13 protein-coding genes, 1 pseudogene and 2 riboswitches are annotated in these 16354 nt (G+C 42.1%); of the genes and pseudogenes, 2 read left to right on the forward strand and 12 right to left on the reverse strand.

Annotation, left to right across the window (positions count from 1 at the left end; genetic code table 11):
* Window positions 1-358: 358 nt before the first annotated feature.
* The 6 genes from Q7A53_RS21350 to Q7A53_RS21375 all read right to left on the reverse strand — a co-directional run bounded on the left by Q7A53_RS21350 (window position 359) and on the right by Q7A53_RS21375 (window position 7381).
* Window positions 359-595 (reverse strand): hypothetical protein, encoded by a 237-nt coding sequence (locus tag Q7A53_RS21350; RefSeq protein ID WP_411791235.1) that lies wholly within the window; start codon window positions 593-595, stop codon window positions 359-361.
* 30 nt (window positions 596-625) lie between these two features.
* Window positions 626-2122 (reverse strand): NCS1 family transporter, encoded by a 1497-nt coding sequence (locus Q7A53_RS21355; RefSeq protein WP_411791236.1) that lies wholly within the window; start codon window positions 2120-2122, stop codon window positions 626-628.
* Window positions 2123-2227: 105 nt separating this feature from the next.
* Window positions 2228-3646 carry a dihydropyrimidinase gene (hydA, locus tag Q7A53_RS21360; RefSeq protein WP_411791237.1) on the reverse strand — a complete coding sequence of 473 codons (1419 nt, stop codon included), beginning with the start codon at window positions 3644-3646 and terminating at the stop codon, window positions 2228-2230.
* A 22-nt stretch (window positions 3647-3668) separates the two neighbouring features.
* On the reverse strand, window positions 3669-4955 hold the full coding sequence (gene preA, locus Q7A53_RS21365) for an NAD-dependent dihydropyrimidine dehydrogenase subunit PreA (protein WP_411791238.1): 1287 nt from the start codon (window positions 4953-4955) through the stop codon (window positions 3669-3671).
* Window positions 4956-4985: 30 nt separating this feature from the next.
* Entirely contained in the window at window positions 4986-6359 is a 1374-nt protein-coding gene (locus tag Q7A53_RS21370) for an NAD(P)-dependent oxidoreductase (protein WP_411791239.1), read from the reverse strand.
* A gap of 131 nt (window positions 6360-6490) precedes the next feature.
* Window positions 6491-7381, reverse strand: a complete 891-nt coding sequence (locus Q7A53_RS21375) for a nitrilase-related carbon-nitrogen hydrolase (protein ID WP_411791240.1) — start codon at window positions 7379-7381, stop codon at window positions 6491-6493.
* A gap of 379 nt (window positions 7382-7760) precedes the next feature.
* Window positions 7761-7872: riboswitch (SAM riboswitch) on the forward strand.
* 56 nt (window positions 7873-7928) lie between these two features.
* Window positions 7929-8134: riboswitch (cobalamin riboswitch) on the forward strand.
* Window positions 8135-8271: 137 nt separating this feature from the next.
* Here Q7A53_RS21375 and metE point away from each other — a divergent pair.
* Window positions 8272-10590 carry a 5-methyltetrahydropteroyltriglutamate--homocysteine S-methyltransferase gene (gene metE, locus Q7A53_RS21380; protein ID WP_411791247.1) on the forward strand — a complete coding sequence of 773 codons (2319 nt, stop codon included), beginning with the start codon at window positions 8272-8274 and terminating at the stop codon, window positions 10588-10590.
* Window positions 10591-10672: 82 nt separating this feature from the next.
* On the opposite strand, the gene Q7A53_RS21385 is transcribed toward metE, so the two are convergent.
* The 4 genes from Q7A53_RS21385 to Q7A53_RS21400 form a co-directional block, all read right to left on the reverse strand.
* On the reverse strand, window positions 10673-11647 hold the full coding sequence (locus Q7A53_RS21385; protein ID WP_411791241.1) for a cation diffusion facilitator family transporter: 975 nt from the start codon (window positions 11645-11647) through the stop codon (window positions 10673-10675).
* Between the two features lie 644 nt (window positions 11648-12291).
* Entirely contained in the window at window positions 12292-13767 is a 1476-nt protein-coding gene (locus Q7A53_RS21390) for a protein adenylyltransferase SelO (protein WP_411791242.1), read from the reverse strand.
* Window positions 13768-13937: 170 nt separating this feature from the next.
* Window positions 13938-14162 carry a gamma-type small acid-soluble spore protein gene (locus tag Q7A53_RS21395; RefSeq protein WP_411791243.1) on the reverse strand — a complete coding sequence of 75 codons (225 nt, stop codon included), beginning with the start codon at window positions 14160-14162 and terminating at the stop codon, window positions 13938-13940.
* Between the two features lie 71 nt (window positions 14163-14233).
* Window positions 14234-14404: a hypothetical protein gene (locus Q7A53_RS21400; RefSeq protein WP_411791244.1), complete on the reverse strand. Its 171-nt coding sequence runs from the start codon at window positions 14402-14404 to the stop codon at window positions 14234-14236.
* Between the two features lie 190 nt (window positions 14405-14594).
* Between Q7A53_RS21400 and Q7A53_RS21405 the strand changes: the two genes are divergently transcribed.
* Window positions 14595-15017 carry a hypothetical protein gene (locus Q7A53_RS21405; protein ID WP_411791245.1) on the forward strand — a complete coding sequence of 141 codons (423 nt, stop codon included), beginning with the start codon at window positions 14595-14597 and terminating at the stop codon, window positions 15015-15017.
* Between the two features lie 62 nt (window positions 15018-15079).
* On the opposite strand, the gene Q7A53_RS21410 is transcribed toward Q7A53_RS21405, so the two are convergent.
* Both Q7A53_RS21410 and Q7A53_RS21415 read right to left on the reverse strand, forming a co-directional pair.
* The gene (locus Q7A53_RS21410) at window positions 15080-16246 is read right to left on the reverse strand and encodes an aminotransferase (RefSeq protein ID WP_411791246.1); all 1167 of its coding nucleotides are present in this window, start codon (window positions 16244-16246) and stop codon (window positions 15080-15082) included.
* Window positions 16243-16354: pseudogene (locus tag Q7A53_RS21415) on the reverse strand (Lrp/AsnC family transcriptional regulator); the annotation flags it as partial. The pseudogene Q7A53_RS21415 and the gene Q7A53_RS21410, both read right to left, overlap by 4 nt.

The raw sequence follows: 16354 nt of genomic DNA on the forward strand, positions 1-16354 counted from the left end.
ATTTTCCCTTCCGTTGATGAGCGGCTTATGTCTCGAGAGTCTGGGCGACGGAACAAGACGAATCGTTTCCCCGCCCCCCTTACTCTTAATCAGGTAACGGACCTTTATTATTTCGAAGTTGACTCTCCCGGAATTCTGCACGACACTTAAGAACTCAGATTCAAGTTAATCGCCCGGGATTTAAAGATATTACAGTTGGAAACCGAGAACATTCCCTATACTGATTCCTGGAAAGCAAATTTATATTCAAAATCGCGAAGGAACGGCCGCGTATAGGTTTTCTTTTCATAGAAAAGAGAGTTGGAATGTACCAACTCTCTAGTTAATAGTTATATTCGATTATCCAGCCATGTAACAGCTAAAGTACTTCCTGCCTTTTCTGCTGCTGAATCAAAATCGTTGAGAAATATTTTCTAGTATCTGGATGAAGAATGTGTAACCTTTCCTTCTTTTCTTTTGCAGGATCGTTTCCCTCATAGACAAACTCGAGAAATGCACCACTTAAATTTTCTGTCACTCCTTTAATCACATATCCTTGTTCCAGCAAATAATCGATTTTCTCTCTTTCCGCTGCAAACTCACTATAGGATGACATTTGATTCCTCCATTCATTTTTCCTGAAAAATCATTCAACGTTTAATGGTTTAGAGACGTCCTCAGTCCCTGTTTTCTTACCTAATTTTTCTTCTTGGAATCCTTCACCAATTTCCCAATCGTGGCCGACGGTAATGCCTAAATATTTTTGATCATCTGGATCTTCTAATTCCGCTTGGACATGCTTTTTAAAATACCAGCCTTTTGCTAGTACATAATAGGCAAGTGCTCCGACTCCAAATCCTATAAAGAAAGAGTAAGTACTGAATTTATAGGCAAGCAGGCTGCCAATCACCCAAGCAATTACTCCAGCCCAATTGATCCCTCCGTCATAGGCAAACTGACCATCTCTTTTGTATAAGTCCTGGACGTTGATTCTTCTTTTTCTAATTAAGTAATAATCTGAAAAAATGATCCCAACGATAACAGAAATAATAGCACCGACAATTAAAAGGACAGGAATTAGTAAATTAAATACACTCCACGGCTGGATGACGGTTCCAACAATTCCGGCAATAAATACACCAGCCCAGAACGGTACTTTCGGCCCGCCAACATTTGAAAAGATGGTTGCAGCTGGAACGATATTCGCAGATACGTTTGTTGACCATTGTGCTAAGACAATCATGAGGAGTAAGATGCCAAGAACTAATCCGCTTGCAGACTCTTGCAAAGCTACAACAGGGTCAAAATTCGAAACAGCAATATAAGAAACAGCTCCAAGCACCACGATAAACGTCTGTGTAAGAGGCAATGCTATTAAACTACCGACTAATGCACCTTTATTTCGTTTAAACCAGTTCCTTTCATGCTGAGGAGCTTTAATAAAGCGAGATATAGAGGAAATATCAGCAGCAAGCGTAGACCAATACCCCATGTTACCAACGACAACGATCACAAAGGCAGTCACGGCTGCTCCGCCAGTAGCTGGACTCTCCACCCACGACCATATATCTTTCCCATTTTGAACCGCTGTGTCAGCTAAGGTCGAGTACAACCAGATTCCAATGATGATGATAATGGGGGCCGCTAAATCTGCGAACTTCTCTACAGCCTTTATGCCGAAAGCTGTATTAAGGAGCTGGATAGTGGCAAATATGAGATAACAAATGAACCAGTTATCAAATCCGAATAAAATGTTAAGAATTCCGTTCATTGCTGTTGATCCAAAATAGGTATTAATCCCAAACCACATAGAAGCGGCAAGTCCCCTTACGAGCGAAGGAAAGTGGGTACCAATTGTTCCAAAAGGGGCTCTCATGTAAACAGGAAATGAAATCCCATGTTCAATGCCAATGTCTGAGGTTAATGTAATCGCAAGACCAATTAAGAGTGTTCCAACTAACGTTCCTATGACCACAAGCGGCAAAGAGATCGATTGAATACCAGCGCCTCCAATAGCAAAGGCAGCTAACACTACGGCCATTCCCACCCACATAAACGAAAAACCAAGCGTGCTAATCTTTTTAGCGTGATGCGGAATAGGCATGAGGTCCGGCGACATTAAGTGCTGATTTTTTTTATCCATTGCACTCCTCCTGAATGAATATAATGACCATAGCCAGCCGCTTGACCTACATGGAGCCAAGCAGCCGGCCTAAACATTTCATAGCAAATCAGTAAGAACAGCAGATTAATTTACAGGAAGTTCTTGAGCAGCAGAGGTTTTCAACTCTCCATAGCGAGCCCGTTTCAAATAATTCCCTTTTCCAAGTTCGCCCACGAATTTTTTATCGCGAATAACAAATTCGCCTCTTGATAGCACACTAACCGGCTGACCTGTCACTTCCATTCCTTCAAACGGATTGTAGTCAGCTGCCATATGACTTGTTTCTACGGAAATTGTGCGTTCTATATTAGGATCAAAAATAACCAGGTCAGCATCCGCTCCTACAGAGATTGTTCCTTTCTGCGGATAAATTCCAAATAATTTTGCGATCCTCGTAGACGTAATTTCTACAAACTGATTTAATGTAATTCTTCCTTTTTTCACTCCTTCTGAGAACAGCAAGCTTACGCGGTCTTCGATAATCGGACCCCCGTTAGGAATCTTAGTAAAATCTCCCTTTCCTAAATCTTTTTGTCCGTGGAAGTCAAAGGAGCATTGATCCGATCCTAACGTTTGCAGCTGCCCCGTTTTCAGAGCATTCCATAATACCTCCTGATTCCATTTCTCGCGTAGAGGCGGCGACCATACATACTTTGCCCCTTCAAAGTTCGGTTTCTCAAGATAGCTTTGATCCAGAACTAAATATTGCGGGCAGGTTTCTCCCCAGACTTCATAGCCTTTCTTCCTTGCTTCAGCTATTTTCTCTACCGCTTCTGAACAGGAGACATGTACTACATATAATTGAGAGTCGGCAAGTCCTGTCAGTTGGGCCGCACGCCCTGTAGCTTCCCCTTCTGCTTCTGGAGGACGGGTTAACGCATGATAGATCGGGTCCGTGTTACCTGCCTTTAATGCTTTTTTAACTAGGTGGTCGACCACGTCCCCGTTTTCGGCATGCACCATAACTAATGCACCAAGCTTCTTCGCTTCTTCTAATGTACGGAATAATGTCCCGTCATCTGCCTGAAATACATCCTTATAAGCCATAAACACTTTAAAGGAAGTAATCCCTTCGTCTTCGATCACATGCGGAAGTTCCTCTAAGACGTTATCCGTGATTTCTCCAATCATCAGATGGAAACTATAGTCGATCACAGACTTGTCTTTCGATTTGGCATGCCATTGGTCAATCGAACCTTGCAGTGGCTCCCCTTTATTTGTTAGACAAAAGTCGATGACTGTAGTCGTTCCTCCATACGCGGCTGCGATAGTTCCGGTTTCAAAATCATCTTTACTAACCGTTCCTCCAAACGGCATTTCCAAGTGAGTATGCGGGTCAATAGCACCTGGAAAAACATAGTTTCCCCCTGCATCAATTACTTCTGCCTGAGGATCTGTTAAATCTTGTCCGATCAAAGCGATCTTTTCATTTTCGATTAAAATGTCACCTTTATAAGTATCGGCCGCTGTAACAATGACACCATTCTTGATAATTTTCTTCATACTATCATCCTCCTAAATAAAATTATTTAACGAGATTTACATCACATGAAGAAGCTGCACCAATCGCTGCCTGTCTTTCATTCCAGGTCATTGGCGGTTTGCCATTTGCGTAATCCACCATGTCTATAGCTCCATCTACCGGACATACTAGCGAGCATAAATTACAGCCCACACAGTCCTCTTCCCTGACTTTCAAAATATCGTGGCCATTCTCATCTTTTAACATATCAATACATTGATGAGAAGTGTCTTCGCAGGCAATATGACACTTATTGCAATTAATGCAAACATCGTTATTTATCTGAGCAACGATTTGATGATTTAAATCCAAGTTCCCCCATTCCGAATATCTTTCAACTGATTTCCCAACAATATCCATAACAGAGTCGATCCCTTTTTCATCTAAGTAGTTGTTCAATCCATCGATCATATCGTCGACAATACTAAAGCCATGGTGCATGGCAGCTGTACATACTTGAACTCCCGTTGCTCCCATCAGCATAAATTCTACGGCTTCTCTCCAGCTGGAGACGCCTCCCATCCCTGAAATAGGTACGTTAATCTTAGGGTGGCGGGCACATTCTGCTACCATATTTAACGCAATCGGTTTGACTGCCGGCCCACAATACCCTCCATGCGCTCCTTTACCAGCCACATTGGGAACAGTATTCCAGGAATCTAAATCTACACCTGCTAAACTGTTTATCGTATTGATCATACTTACTGCATCAGCTCCGCCATTAACAGCTGCCTCCGCGGTGAAAGTAATGTCCGTAATATTTGGGGTCAGTTTTACGATCACTGGTGTTTGGGCAACTTCCTTAGCCCAAGCGGTCTGTTTTTCAACGAGTTCTGGCACCTGACCAGAAGCTGCACCCATTCCACGCTCGGCCATTCCATGCGGACAACCAAAGTTAAGTTCTAGACCATCTACTCCGACATCCTCAACACGCTTTACTATTTCATGCCATTTCTCCTGAGTCGGCTCGACCATAAGGGAAGCAATAATGGCATGATTGGGAAATCGTTTTTTCGTTTCATAAATTTCCTTTAAATTCACTTCCAATGGTCGATCCGTAATTAATTCAATATTGTTAAACCCTGAAATCCTCTGTCCGTTATAGTTAACTGCCGCAAACCGGGAAGAAACATTTAAGATCGGATCCCCGAGAGTTTTCCAAACCGCTCCGCCCCAGCCTGCTTCAAACGCACGCTGCACCTGATAGCCGGAGTTTGTTGGTGGAGCAGATGCCAGCCAGAAAGGGTTAGGAGATTTAATTCCTGCAAGATTTAAACTTAGATCAGCCATATAATACGCCTCCTTAAAATTAAGTTCTGGTTAGACAGCTGTTGTAGGAGTTGGAGATAACTGCTTATGGAGTGACATCGCCACTTCTTTTCCTTGCTGGGCAGCAGTTACAACCATCGCATCGCCCTGGCCTTTTCCGAATATTACATCACCAGCAGCAAACACTTGAGGATTTGAGGTCTGATGGGACACTGGATCCACCTTCACTACGCCGCCATTGTGTTCAAGACCAAAACTTTCAATTAAATCGATATAACGGGTCTGGCCAATTGCTTTTATAACGGCGTCTACTTCTAAGGCGAACTCAGACCCTTCGACTGGAACAGGTCTTCTGCGTCCATCTGCCCCTGCTTTACCTAACTCCATTCGCACACATTTAAGTTCTTTTACTTTTCCATACTCATCGCCGACAATTTCAATGGGCTGGGTAAGCCAGTTAAATTCCACCCCGTCCTGCTTGGCAAATTCGTATTCGAAATCGTACGCGGTCATCTCATTGACAGTACGCCGATATACAATTTTTACATTAGAAGCACCTTTACGGGCGGAACAGGTAGCCGCATCAATCGCGGTATTACCCGCTCCCACGACTACAACTTTTTTACCCATTAATTCCTCAGTAATTGGACCAGACTTTGTGGATTTCACAAAATCAATCGCATCATGGACGCCGTCTAACTCTTCCCCTTCTATGCCCAGCATGGGAACACTTCCCATTCCAATCGCCAAGACAATTGAATCATAGTTTTCCTTTAATTCCTCATAGGTCACGTCCGTACCCACTCTAGTATTGGTTCTAATCTCTACGTCCAATTTTTCCACTTGATCGACTTCCCAATAGGAAATGGTCTGTGGTAACCGGAAAGACACAATGCCATATGTATCTAATCCTCCTGCTTGTTCCTCCGCTTCAAAAATGGTCACTGCATAACCGAGCCGAGCCAGTTCCCGCGCAGCTGAAAGCCCCGCAGGACCTCCCCCCACAATGGCTACTTTCTTGCCATTTTTTTCACCTGCTTTGAAAAGCTGCTGCTCATTTTTTATCGCCCAGTCTGTGGCAAACCGCTGTAAGTCCCCGATTAAAATCGGCTTGGTTGCGTGGTTAAGAACACACGCCCCTTCACAAAGCTCTTCTGTCGGGCACACCCGCGCACAAGTCGCGCCTACTGGATTAGAGGACATGATCGTAGTAGCAGATCCCTTTAAATTCCCTGAAGCTATTTTCTTAATAAACTTTGGAATATCGATACTGGTCGGGCAGGCTTTAATGCAAGGAGCATCATAACAATACAAACATCGATTTGCTTCTTCGATTGCTTCTCCATTATTCAATCCCGGATGAACTTCCTCGAAATTCTCTCGCAGATTCTCTAATGAAATCCCTTTACTTTTTAACTGAGTCAATACCATTAACCTCCTTATAGAGATAACTTCAAATCTATTTCAGGTTAAATATCAAAAAGGTTTTACATAGAGAAGCTCTATATGCCCTTTTTCTCTATGTAAAACCTTTGCTTCTGAAGTCAAATCCCTTCTTACTTAAGAAGTTCGACCATATCTTCATACGCTTCCGGTCGCCGGTCACGATAGAATTGCCAAGTATCACGAACCTCACGAATGAACTTCTTATTCATTTCACCAATGATCACTTCATCCTGGTCACGGCTGGCAACAGCTACGAATTCACCCCGCGGATCAACTAAGTAGGATTGTCCGTAAAATTCACCCATTTCCCAAGGTTTTTCATAGCCAACACGGTTAATGGCCCCTAAATAGTATCCGTTCGCCACGGCATGCGCTGGTTGTTCCAATTTCCATAAGTACTCAGACAGCCCCGCTACTGTTGCTGAAGGATTGAACACAACTTCTGCTCCATTTAATCCTAGTAAACGTGCGCCTTCAGGAAAGTGGCGATCGTAACAAATATAAACGCCTACCTTCGCAAACGCCGTATCAAATACAGGAAATCCTAAGTTCCCAGGCTTAAAGTAAAACTTCTCCCAGAAGCCATAGCCTTTGTCACCTACGCCTACTTGAGGAATATGATGTTTTCGATATTTACCTAAATAGGAGCCATCCGCATCGATCACAGCAGCCGTATTATAATAGGTCGCAATTCCCTCTTTTTCATAAATGGGCAGCACAATAACGACGCCTAACTCTTTTGCTAAATCCTGAAATTGTTTTGTCGTCGGGCCATTAGGAATTTCTTCAGCTGCATCGTACCACTTGGGATTTTGCTCGGAACAAAAATAAGGACCATAGAATATTTCCTGAAGACAAATAATCTGGGCCCCTTTTTCTGCAGCTTCTCTAACAAGTCCAATATGTTTCTTAATTGATTCATGCTTGTGTACCTCAACTGGCTCGTTACCATCTACATCATGAGAAGCTTGAATTAATCCAATTTGTACTTTATCAGACATTAAAATTCCTCCTTATGTAAACTCTTTGATCCATCATTATCGACACACGTATCGAAAGCGCTTTCATTTTTTATTGGAATGAAATCCTGCACCCTCACTTCCTCTGCATTATTTTTTGAACTTTATCAATTTACAGAAAATTTTGTAACTTAATTATATTTTACATCTAATTTTATAATTTCCATTATACATATTGTTAAATTTCATAGAGATACTTTTATGCACTATGTAAAAATCTGCAAGATAACCTCCTCCTTTACGGTGCTCAAGAGTCTTTGGGGAATTTGATAGTTTCCCATTTTTTGTATGATCATCTCGCAACTTCCGTTGACAGCTTATATCAACCATGCTAGTATGCTTGTAATCATTTGAATACATTCTCTTATTCAGAGCGGTGGAGGGACTGGCCCTTAGAAGCCCAGCAACCTATCAATTAACTAAATTGATGGTGGTGCTAATTCCAGCAGAGTAAACACTTTGCAAAATAAGAGAGGTGCATACCTAAACCTCTCTGCGTGAGAGGTTTTTCGTTTTTAAATGAAAATTGAATATCGTAGATCAACCAGGTGTTGTGTAAGGGGAAGTTTCGCTTATTCAACTTAAAAGGGAAGTCCGGTGAAACTCCGGCACGGTCCCGCCACTGTAAATGGGAGCAGCTTTGCAAATAGGTCACTATCTCTAAGAATCGAGATGGGAAGACGCATAGCGGCGAAGATCATGAGTCAGGATACCTGCCTGCTGATTATACACTTAATCCTACGAGGTATAGGGAGGTGTTGTGGTACTGTAACAAAATTCGTCTGTCTTCAGAGACTGAATAGAATAACGGTCATCAGAATCTCTCTTGTAGAAAAAGAGGGATTTTTTTATTGTCTGGAAAATGAGGAGGAATCCATATGGTAAAAAGCTCAAACATTGGTTATCCAAGAATCGGAGAGAAAAGGGAATGGAAGAAAGCACTGGAGAAATTCTGGGAAGGTAAGCTTTCCGAAGAAGACTTCTCCATTGAAATGCAGAGACTAAGACTTGAGTATCTGAACAAACAAAAAGATCTAGGAATTGACTTGATTCCTGTAGGAGATTTCAGTTTGTATGATCATGTACTCGACACAGCCGTGATGTTTGGTTTCATCCCTCAACGCTTTCAGCATCAAGAGAAAACTTCACTGCAAACGTATTTTGATATTGCCCGTGGAAACGATTACGCGGTCGCTTCCGAAATGACCAAATGGTTCAACACCAATTATCATTACATTGTTCCTGAAATTCAAGCGGACTCAGAACCTCAGCTTATAGAAAATCGATTGTTGTCTTACTTCCTGGAAGCGAAAGAAAAGCTCGGAATCATTGGAAAGCCGGTACTGCTTGGACCTGTAACCTTATTAAAATTATCCAAAGGCTATGATGAAGACCATTTTCCTGTGCTTTTAAAAAAACTTCTTCCTCATTATGTCCAAGTGCTTCAAGAACTTGAGAGCGCTGGTGCAGAATGGGTGCAAATAGATGAGCCGGCGCTTGCTGCGATTAGAAATAAAGAGGAAGTTAAGCTAGTCAGCCAGCTGTATCAGACGATCCACGATGAATTGTCCAGTATGAAAATTCTTCTACAAACCTATTTCGAATCGGCAGATCGCTACAAAGAGATCGTGTCACTTCCCTTCGACGGCATTGGTCTCGATTTCGTACATGATCATAAAGAAAATCTAGCGGCGATTAAGAAATATGGATTTCCTAAAAATAAAACCCTGGCTGCTGGAGTCATTAATGGACGAAATATTTGGAAGGCGAATTTAGATGACACCTTCACTCAGCTGGAAACTATCCTTACCAAAGTCGAGCCCAATCAATTAATCGTCCAGCCTTCTTGCAGCTTACTGCATGTTCCTGTCACGATTCATACAGAAAAGGAATTAGATCCTCTCCTTAAAAATGCTCTATCCTTTGCTGATCAAAAACTTGAAGAAACCAAAGTATTAACAGACGGTTTGAATCATGGAAGAGATCAAATTGAGAATAAAATAGGAGAACACGAACGGTCTTTGACAGCATTATTAAGTTCTGCAAGCAGAAACAATCAAGACGTTCAAAAAGAAATGCAGATTTGGAAGAGTTTAGTACCAAAACGCGAGGTCCCCTATCCTACTCGAGAGGAGATTCAGCAAGATTTTTTCAACCTTCCTCTGCTGCCTGCTACCACGATCGGCAGCCTTCCACAAACAAGAGAGATAAGACAAGGTCGGTTGAAGTGGCGCCGTGGCGAGTGGCAGGAGGAGGAATACCAGGAATTTATTAAATCAAACGTCAGAGAATGGATTCAGCGTCAGGAGGACATCGGTTTGGACGTCCTGGTCCACGGGGAATTTGAACGCAACGATATGGTCGAATTTTTTGGAGAAAAACTAGAAGGGTTCTCTTTTACGAAGTATGCCTGGGTCCAGTCTTATGGTTCCCGCTGCGTGAAACCTCCCATTATTTATGGGGATGTGACTTTAACAGAACCGATGACAGTGAAAGAAATCACCTATGCTCAATCCCAGACAGAAAAACCAGTCAAAGGCATGCTGACGGGCCCGATCACTATTCTTAATTGGTCTTTTATCCGAGAAGACATTAACCGTTTCAACGTAACGAAACAAATTGCTTTAGCCCTTCAAAAAGAAATTAGATTTTTAGAAGAACAAGGCATCCATATGATCCAAGTGGATGAACCAGCTTTGCGAGAAGGATTGCCTTTAAAACCGGAGAAACAGGCGGAATATTTGAAGGAAGCAGTCTATGCTTTTAAGCTCGCCACCTCTTGTGTACAGCCGAAAACTCAAATTCATACTCATATGTGTTATTCTGAATTCGGGGAAATAATGGAAGCCATTAACCAGCTGGATGCCGATGTGATTTCCATAGAAGCCGCTCGCAGTCATGGAGAAATCATCACTGATTTTGAGAAATCAGCATATAAAAAGGGAATTGGACTGGGGGTTTACGATATTCACAGCCCGCGTATTCCAGACGTTGAGGAAATAGAAAAGAATATTATCCGTGCCCTTAACGTTTTGTCTCACCGTCAGTTTTGGGTGAATCCAGACTGCGGTCTGAAGACAAGAGGAATGAACGAAACGACTGCCGCTCTTAGAAATATGGTAGAAGCCGCAACTTACGTAAGGAAAAAAATCAAACAAGGGGATCTGTTCCATACAATGGAACAATCGTAACTAAAATTTAGAATGAATCATAAAAAGCAGTTTCCAATCTCTTGGAAACTGCTTTACTTACCTAGTACACCGTTAACATGTATTACTTGTTCACATCTTTATTTTTCCAATGAGGAATTTGATCATCCTTGTCTGATTCAATAATGACGTCTGTTACCCCTTTGTGCCGTAATACTTTTTTCTCGATATCATCTAGAACTTCAGCTGCCTTCGCAATCGACATATCAGGGTCAAACTCCACCTTAAGTTCCACATGCAGTTCGTCCCCTTCTTTAAGGACCATGAGCTCCTGAATGTCTTTCACATGAGTTTCCTGAAACACAAGCTCACCAATTCTCTTTTCCATCTCTTTATCAGCCACACCAAGAACGCCTGCTGCGTTATCGAGAAATACTCTTCCAACCACAAAAAACAACATAATTCCAATAAGAACAGATGCATATCCTTCAGCAGAATGGAACGGCGTATAAGTGGCAATGATAATCGATAATACTGCGATAAAAGCACCACTGGTAGCAACAAAGTCCTCTAGAAACACCAGTTTAGTTGCTGGTTTAGCATTGCCTATGTTTTTAAAGCTTTCAGGTATTACTCTCAATCCTTTAATTTGTTCCCCTTCCATATCGGACGTTATTTCCTTCATCGCTTTAAAGAGAACAACACCTTCTAATATTCCCGCAACCCCTAAGACACCAATATTCAACCAGAACCACGTATCAGATTCAGAAGGTTCAATAATGTGGCGGACCCCTTCTCTTATCGTTTCATACGCCAAAATGCCAACAATCAGTACCGCTCCGAGCAGCACTAAATTGACGAGCCGCGCGAATCCGTTGGGAAATTTTTCAGTAGGAGATTTTTTACTCAGAGCGGATCCGATAAATACAAAAAACTGGTTAGCTGTATCGCCAATACTGTGCATGGTTTCTGCGAACATCGCTACGTTACCAGTAATAAAAAATGCAATCGTTTTTATAATCGCTATAATGGCATTCATCACCGTAGCCATTAACGCAGACTTATTACCTTCTTTTAATAGTCCTAAAAACTCTCTCATCCTCTACCCCTTTCAGACTTCTGCAACCTTGATTTAACTGAGAAGTTCCTGGTCATTTCAAAAAATAGAGAACCATGATATTCCTATGTATCGGTTCGATTTTTCTACTCAGAACATTCCTTAAAGATATTCTTCTCTATTTTCTAAAATCCTGCAAAATATCTGCATTATAAGAAGAAGTTTCCCTACACCCAGAAGCTACAAACCTGAACAGATATAAATTTCGAATCCTGTGCTTATAAGTCAAATTCTAAGAAAATGATTATTTCCTGGGAAATTAATCAGTTAATTTGCAGAAATTTATCGAATAGATTTGAATCTATTAACTTTGGTGACTGAGAATTTATTCATGAATTAGGTTAAATCTCATTGGGGAGAGATCTATTCGTGTTCCTTTATTATTACTCCAAATAACCAAAATAATGAGACTGAAATAGTATTAGACATTTTTAAATCCGAACGATGATGAAATGGGAACAACATGATTCCATCATCGTTCGGATTTTTTTATCATGCATAAGGCAGAATTTCTAGATGTTTTCCATTGTAATCCCTTGTCTCTGCGGTGAAACAAAGGAGAATGGAGTGAACCAAAGATGAATCCGCCAGTTTCTGCCTATCTTTGTTAGTTAAGTCATCGAACATCAAGTCCCGCAAAACGTACGATACGGCTGCTCGGTTGGTTCAGGCGGTTCAGCAAATTCATCCTGTTCTGCCGTGTATGCATAGGGATCTTTCAGAGCTCCAAGCAGCTTCTCCATAACACTGTAGTCCCCCTTTTCCACTGCAGCTTCTAATGCTTCCTCCACCCTGTGGTTTCGTGGAATAATGGCTGGATTGGCTGTATGCATGAGTTGCAGCGATTGTTCTTTCGATTCCTCTTGCCGCTCCAATTTTGCCTGCCACTGCTTAAGCCATTGATCAAATGTTACCGTACCGGTCATGCCGGTGTCTTGAGGTCTATCCCGTGTTAAGGCACGGAAGGTATTTGTATAGTCTGCTTTTTGCTTTTCCATGATCTCGAGAAGATTTTCAATGAGAGGTTCATCTTGTTCTTCTTCCATAAAGATTCCCAGTTTCGCTCTCATTCCGGCTACCCAGTTCCGGTGATAAACCTCTGCAAAATTTGAAAGGGCCTCCTCTGCGAGCTGAACAGCCTGATCTTCATCATCATGAAGCAGCGGTAATAGAGTTTCAGCAAATCGCGCCAAATTCCAAACAGCGATTCCTGGCTGATGACCATAGGCATATCGACCTTGAACGTCAATTGAACTGAAAACCGTTTTCGGATCATAAATATCCATAAATGCACAGGGGCCGTAATCAATGGTTTCTCCACTGATGGTCATGTTATCCGTATTCATTACTCCGTGAATAAATCCAGCAAGCTGCCACTGAGCAATCAATTCAGCCTGATGATCGATTACTTGCCGGAGTAAAAACAAATAGGGGCTGCCCGTATTTTCACTCCCCGGAAAATGACGATTCAATGCATAGTCGGCAAGAAGCTGCAAATCCTCTTTTGAACCCCAGTTTGCTGCGTATTGAAAGGTTCCTACGCGTAAATGACTAGAGGCCACACGCGTAAGTACTCCACCAGGCTGTTCACTCTCACGGATCACCGTTTCTCCGGTAGCAGTCACTGCTAAGCTTCTTGAAGTAGGGATCCCTAGACCGTGCATCGCCTCGCTTATGATATATTCCCGAAGCATGGGACCTAGTGGTGCAAGTCCATCCCCTCCCCGGGAAAATGGCGTACGTCCAGAGCCTTTAAGCTGAATATCCAATCGTTTTCCTTGAGGGGTGATCTGCTCACCAATTAGCACAGCACGACCATCTCCAAGCATCGTAAAATGTCCGAATTGATGGCCTGCATAAGCTTGCGCCAGAGGTTCTGCTCCTTCTGGAATTTTACTTCCCGCAAGCCAGTCTATTCCCTCATCGCTTTGGAGTTCCTCTCCCTTCAACCCAAGAGTTTCCGCCAACAGTGAATTAAAAACGACCAACTGAGCGTCGTCCACTTGGGCTGGCTTTGCCTTAGTGAAGAAAAGTTCCGGCAGTCCCGAATAGCTATTAGCAAGATTCCATCCAGCGGTACGGGTATGATTTACATTTGTCATTCGCTCACCTTTTCTTTTCTGACTTTTTATAGTGGGGTTTGAGTGTGATAGATGATGTCAGGATCTAATTATTCTACGTTGTCTCTCAATCGTAGCACCCTTTATCCTAAAAATAAAAGTACCTGCCCTTTCTGCGTGACGCAGAAGGACAAGTACCCCTTCCTGAAAGGCTATTCACTTTCGGATCTCTGATTATCTTTTCTCACTTTTTCAACATTTGTGTCACTGTAAATGCTCGTTCCATGTCCGCCTGTTGTCTTAGCTAATAATTCTTTAACTTCATTATAAGACATTCCTGAGCGCTCATTTTGCCTTTTTACTGCATCAATATTAGTACCTGAAGCAGCAAAAGTATCATTCTCCAGCTTGTGACGAGGATCATTATACTTTGTCAACGGTTAGCACCTCCTCGTCATTAAACTGTGCGGTTCCTAGAGATTTTATCCAATCACCTGGAGCAGCATAATCATTGGTCAATCGTTTGGTGTAACATGGAATAATAGTCCACTTTTTCATCCGAAGTCTTAAATCCATGGCTGCCATTGTCATAGGCAATCAAAACATATCCTAACTCGCTTTCAATTTCCTTAATTCTCTTCTCTTGTTCCTCCGTCAGATCTGCTACTTCCCAGTCCATGTATTCCCGCCTTTCCTGCCGGTTTTGTTAGGTCTATCATTTCCAAAATGACTGCTTTCATCCCTCTGAGAATAAGCTTTTCCAATTTATAACCATTTCTTTTTACCCAATTTTAGATTTTATTAATGATTCATGCCAAAATTTAAACTATACTGAATGAAATGCGTACCATAAAGGATGGGGAGTAGCCATGTTATACATATGGAATATCGAAAAGATTATTCAAAACACACTGCAAGAGCACCAATTAGATATCAATTATGAATTCAATAACAAACTGCCTGCACCTATGAGCTATAATGTTTCAACGAATACGATAAACTTCAATTACCTTCAAATTAACGGATATATGGGCAAAATCAAGGTGAAAGAGACAGAAGAAAACATTGTGAAAATTATCCTTTATCATGAAATTGGTTATTATATGACGTTTAAGAAGCATAAACACGATTTACGAACGCTTATGTATGGAGAAGATGAGGAAATTGCTGCTTTAAAGTCAGAAATTGAGCAGAATGCCTGGGACTATGGCAGAAGGATTGCCCCTGATCAGCTCATTGATTCTTATGACAAAGTCCGGGAACAAGATGAATTGCTGCTCAGCGGATTGTAACCAATGAAAGCTTTTAAAAAGGTGCTTCTCAAATGAATGAGAAGCACCTTTTCCTGTTTATTTTAGATTCGATTCTCCACAAATCTCTTTATCCGGTTCATAGCTTCATCTAATTGCTTAATCGATGTTGCGTAAGAGCAGCGGATATAACCTTCACCATTAGACCCGAATACATCTCCAGGGACCACAGCCACTTGCTCTTCCCGCAGCAGTTCTTCAGCAAATTCTGCTGAAGTCAGTCCAGTTGCCTGAATAGAAGGAAATGTATAGAACGCTCCACCTGGATTTGGGCAATCCAATCCGATTTCGTTCAAACTGCTCACAATAAAATTCCTTCGCTGTTTATAGCTTTCCATCATGTCCTCTACGATTTGGCTGCCGTTTTTCAGTGCCTCCAGAGCAGCATGCTGGGCCATCGTCGGCGCGCACATCATGGTGTACTGATGAATTTTCACCATGGTCTTAATAATGTCAACAGGGCCTGTGGCATACCCAAGACGCCACCCCGTCATAGCAAATGCTTTGGAGAAGCCGCTGATAAGAATCGTCCGTTCCTTCATCCCTTCAATGGATGGAAAGCTTGTATAAGCTTCATCATAGGTCAGCTTTGCGTAAATTTCATCAGACAAAACAATCAAATCATGTTTTTCTATGACGGCTGCCAGATCCTCAAGCTCTTCTTTCCCTAAACAGGTCCCTGTAGGATTATTTGGGTTGCAAAGAATGACCGCTTTGGTATGAGGGGTAATTGCCTCTTCCAGTTGTTCTGGTTGAAGTTTAAATCCATCTTCTGCTTTCGTATGAATGGCAACGGGGGTTCCTCCAGCCAGTTTAACTGTCGGTGTATACGCAACAAATGCAGGTTCTATGACGATCACTTCATCTCCCGGATCGACGATAGAGCGCAGAGCAAGATCAATCGCCTGACTGGCACCCACAGAAACGATGACCTGATCATCCGGATCGTAAAATAATTGATAATTTTCATTTAGGTACCGACTGATTTCTTTACGCAGCTCCAGCATTCCGGCATTCTCTGTATAAGAGGTATAGCCTTGCTCAAGAGCATGAACACTTTGTTCGATAAAATTCCACGGCGTAACGAAGTCGGGCTCTCCAACCCCGAGGGAAATGACATCTTCCATCTGCGCCGCTACATCAAAAAAACGACGAATGCCCGATGGCTTTAAATCTGCTGCCTGCTTAGATAGAAACGAGGATGGGCTCATGGGGAGACCACCATTCTTTTATCATCGTCATCATCATCCTCTAAAATGATCCCATCATGTTTGTATTTCTTTAAGACAAAATGAGTTGTTGTTGATAAGACAGAATCG

Origin of the sequence: Halobacillus rhizosphaerae, assembly GCF_046719735.1 — a bacterium.
Taxonomy (GTDB): domain Bacteria; phylum Bacillota; class Bacilli; order Bacillales; family Halobacillaceae; genus Halobacillus_B; species Halobacillus_B rhizosphaerae.